This is a genomic window from Nostoc sp. 'Peltigera membranacea cyanobiont' 213, from assembly GCF_002245975.1.
Lineage (GTDB): Bacteria > Cyanobacteriota > Cyanobacteriia > Cyanobacteriales > Nostocaceae > Nostoc.
In genome coordinates, this window is sequence record NZ_NOLI01000273.1 from 1 (window position 1) to 4,348 (window position 4,348).

Genomic DNA, 4,348 nt, shown 5'->3' on the forward strand with positions numbered 1-4,348 from the left:
GACGCTTTTAAAAGTACGTTTTGGAAATTTAGATAGTGAGTTAGAGGCAATTATTCCTCAGTTAATGCAGTTATCTAGGGAAGAATATCTTGGCTTACTTTTACAGGCTGACCGTGAAGAATTATTATCGCGGTTTCAAAGGTAATCGTAATTTGATAAAAGCGGGTGTGTTATTTATTACAATTACAGAATATTTTTTGCTACTTCAGTTCAACTCAATATTATGACTGCTAATATGGTGTCCATTATGTGATGGCTCATGTTTCCTGTGAAGTAATCGTTCCCTCTCTAAAATCATAACTTCTAGCTCACTGGCACGTTCTTCTGAAAGTGGAAATATCTCCTCCCACCTCTTTAGATTACCTCGACAAATCGTCCGCTTACCTTCATTTGGGACAATAAAATCACACTTATGTTTGAGCGAAAAATAAGCTGATGTATTTATTAGATACATCAGCTTTTGACTTATCCCAAGATTTCAATTACAGCTGCTAGAATAGCTGGTGCTTTGTCTGAAACTGGAATGAATATCCGCTTTTGCCAGTTGATGATCTCGGTGAAACATCCAACAGCTAAGAGTCGCTCTGCCAGTGAGATAGCATTAACCAGTTCTATGCGAGCTTCATTAGCAATGAAAGAACGTCGCAAGGTTACGCCACCCGGCAACTGTTGTGTATATCTCTCGTTCAGTACCAGCTTCACAAGTTCTTCTGGAGAAAGCAGCTGGTTCCTTAGTCCAAGTTGTTCGCGCACGGTTTGAATGTCGTGAGCATTCACCACCCGACCGAGAATCTTTTGTCCATCGCTGGTTTGCAGTCGGAATACTCTACTATTGTGCTGTGGTAGTATCTTCCAAATGGGCAACAAAATACCAGTGACTAAGTGCAGGTAATCGGTTGTGAACTTGGGCAGTGTGTCCACTTCCTTCGACCACCCTGCGACGAACGCATCGACACAAACCGCTTTCCAAGTGGAAGATTCTAAATCCTTGACTGGTATACGGATTTCTTTCTGTGGACGGACGAGTAACACTCTTGGTACAACACCACCATCAGCGTCGTAGATACTATGTGTCGGAATTGACACAGCAGCATGACCAGACTTGGTGTTAACCATCAATTTTCCCTGGTACATACTGGCAAACTCAAGCATTTCGTCAGCCGTTCTGATGTTATTCTTCTGAGTGCGTTCTATCTTGAGATAGTTCGTTACGCTACCTGTGGCAGGGTGGGTGTACACAGCTTCCTGGCTCTCAACAGTAAACCGTTCAGCCCGTAAAGTCTCCACACCCATCTCATATACACCAGCCGCGATCGCTGCTTCAATCTGCTGACTTAGCAACAACTCAAACCTCTCGAAAATGATGTTCTGCATATCGATGCGTAAAGCCAACAGGCGATTGAGGAATTGCCGCAATGGGGGCAAGTCGATTTTCATCCCGCCTTCGTGAGAGGTTAAGCACAGTCCAGTCATTTGCTCGAACTTTCCTAAAGGCACTTCATAAAATCGACCTTGGTATATTTGCCTGAATAACTCATACAGCGCGTGTTCTGCATAGTTCGACTCCAGATTATCCTTAGCCTCAAATATCCCATTGCCACCGGTCTGCCGTTGACCGCGAGTAAGAGCGCCCAAGCTATCCAGCCTTCGGGCAATGGTTGAGATAAAGCGGCGTTCACCGATGACGTTAGTGGTAACAGGTCTGAACACGGGTGCTGATGCTTGGTTGGTTCTGTGCGATCGCCCAAGTCCTTGGATGGCATTGTCTGCTCTCCAGCCAGCTTCTAAAAGATAATGCGATCGCCGCCGACGATTCACAGCGTTAAGGTCAGCATGATAGCTGCGACCCGTGCCTGCGGTAATGCGTTTTGCAACCGCAGCCCAACAATACCTTGCTGGGATGCTGCAACCATACCAAGTTTGCCCTCTTGAGCCATTGCGTTACCCATACTGTGGCACTCGTCATAGGCGATCGCTCCCTCAAAGTCCTTGCCTGCCCATTCAACAATTTGCTTGAGCCGACTTTTACCGTTCTTTTGAGAACGTAGAGTTGAGTACGTGCAGAACAGAATGCCTTGGGTGAAGGGTATTGGATCGCCAAGCTTAATGTTGCTCAGGTCGATGATGTCGCGCTCAGTACCACCCAGCGCACACCAATCTCTACGGGCATCTTCAATTAAGGCAGAACTTTTGGATACCCAGATTGCTTTTCTTCGTTCCTGACACCAGTTGTCGAGGATGATTCCTGCACATTGTCTACCTTTACCAGCACCCGTCCCATCGCCTAAGAACCAGCCACGACGAAATTTCACAGCATTTTCTGAGCTATTTGCTGCTACAGTCACATTATCCCATGAATCATCTACAATATAAGACCCAGACAGAAATTCACAGTGTGCTTGACCTGCGTAGATGACGCTTTCAATTTGTGCCTCTGACAACAAGCCTTGTGTGAGAATATTTTGTGGTAGATGCGGTTTATAAGTTGGTGCTGGTGGCGAGACAAGTGCTAGGGCTGCACTTTCGCAAAGCAGCGAGGGATGAGGTAAAGCATCTTTAATTCGGATTCGTTGTGGGCGATAGGTTTCATATAAAGTATCTTTGAGTCCATCATTTGCAGACCACTCGACGACTTCGTATTCCAACACTACTATGTCGTCTGGAAGAGAGGAAACTGTTTCTGGTTGTGCAACTGTAGTACGTTTTGGCAATTGAACAACAATTGCCTTCGCAGCAGCTTTGATTTTTTCTGAGCGTTCCCACGGAGATCGCTCAGGTAATTGCTCAATCAACGCCAGTAGTTCGGGCAAGTCCAAGGTTTCGGGAATACAGGGGATTTGCCTGTGATTATCAGCCGGAACTTTGTCGATCACTGTAATCCGAGTGTCGATAGTTGTCCCATGTTTTGAGTACACCTTGCCACTAACTCCTACAGACAGTAGAACTCGTGCTTCTGAGTGCCACCTAACGAAAGTCTCGCGCCAAGTGGGATTATTGGGAGAAAACCAGTTAGCAGTAATTGTTACCAGCCGTCCACCGTCAGCCAGTCTTTGCAATGCCGAGTTGATGTGGCGAGGAGTTGCGTCGGGGTTGCGACTGTTGATTTTGGGAGATGCAGAGAAAGGTGGATTCATCAAAACAACTGAGGGCTGAGTCTTGCCAACCAGATAGTCGTTAATCTGTTCCGCGTTTACTGAGAATAGTGGAGTGCCAGGAAACAACCGACGCAGAATCTTACTTCTATCGGGTGCAAGCTCGTTTAGCATCAGACTTGCACTGTGCAGTTTAGCCATTTGTGCCAATAGGCCAGTTCCGGCACTTGGCTCCAGCACCAAATCAGTAGCTTGTATAAATCCTGCTTTGGCTACCAGATAAGCAAGCGGCAGAGGGGTGGAGAATTGCTGAAGCTGTACTGATTCTTCACTACGGCGAGTATGCGTCGGGCAGAGGGCTGTTGATTCTTCTAATTGTTGCACAACCACTTGAGGTTGTAGTGATAAAATCTTAATTCCCAGATGACGCAGATATAATATTTGCGCCACTTCCACTGCCTCGTAAGCATCTTTCCATTGCCATGCACCAGACGCGGCAGTGCCTAGAAAGTAGCGATTCATCTGGGAAGAAACAGTTTTCGTAGAGAGAGGGCGATTATCTATTAAAACTTTTGCAAGCTCTTGGGCAACATTAATAACTGACTGCCCATAATCGATTACTGGAGAGCAAATCGAATAAAGAACCTTGAGTGAAAAGTTGCTGTACCATTGCATCACTCACAATATTATTTTTTCACTATTGCTATGGCGAAGCCTTTCTCTTATTAATAAATGAGGCAAGTAATTGCCTCATTTGAACTTTTGAACCTTCCAAGATTTATTCTTAGGTGATCAGCCGAGGCTTAAAAAGCGAATTAGCCAGCTTTACGCGGTCTACCTGGCTTGCGCTTGCCTAAAGAATTTACATCAGCCTTTTTAGTTTTCGGTGACTTGTTGGCAGAATTGTTAGCTTTATTGGAACGAGTAGTACGTTTTGGTTGTGGTGAAATTTCTTTAACTGGAGGCAGCAATCTCAATGTAGGGAATGAGAGAATAACTGCTTCGTTACTGGTACAATGAATGACTTCATCCTCTAACATCCAAGGATCTGGCAATTTTTCAAAAGTCTGAGCTTGTGGTGTGATTACTTGTGAAACTGATGGGATTGTAGAAGCCGCTATATTTAGATTGCTAACCGAAACCACATTACTAGCATAAGCAGACGATACAAATAGTCCATTAATGAACTGGAATATAACGAGAGTAACGAATGCCCAAAAGATGACTTCGATTGTCAAAGTGAGTAGAGATTGCAT

At 45.1% G+C, this 4,348-nt stretch carries 3 protein-coding genes; all 3 read right to left on the bottom strand.

The features are described from left to right. Positions 1–465: 465 nt before the first annotated feature. Positions 466–1,818 (bottom strand): strawberry notch C-terminal domain-containing protein, encoded by a 1,353-nt coding sequence (locus CDG77_RS38280; RefSeq protein WP_223270125.1) that lies wholly within the window; start codon positions 1,816–1,818, stop codon positions 466–468. After that, positions 1,815–3,767, bottom strand: a complete 1,953-nt coding sequence (locus CDG77_RS38285; RefSeq protein WP_223270126.1) for a strawberry notch-like NTP hydrolase domain-containing protein — start codon at positions 3,765–3,767, stop codon at positions 1,815–1,817. The genes CDG77_RS38280 and CDG77_RS38285 overlap by 4 nt, the downstream gene beginning before the upstream one ends. Before the next feature lie 140 nt (positions 3,768–3,907). Further along, the coding region (locus CDG77_RS37190; protein ID WP_094333505.1) for a hypothetical protein at positions 3,908–4,348 on the bottom strand (441 nt) is incomplete at its 5' end.

Coding starts and splice junctions, on each gene's coding strand:
- CDG77_RS38285 (WP_223270126.1), bottom strand. CDS start 3,767: ATGCAATGGTACAGCAACTTTTCACTCAAGGTTCTTTATTCGATTTGC.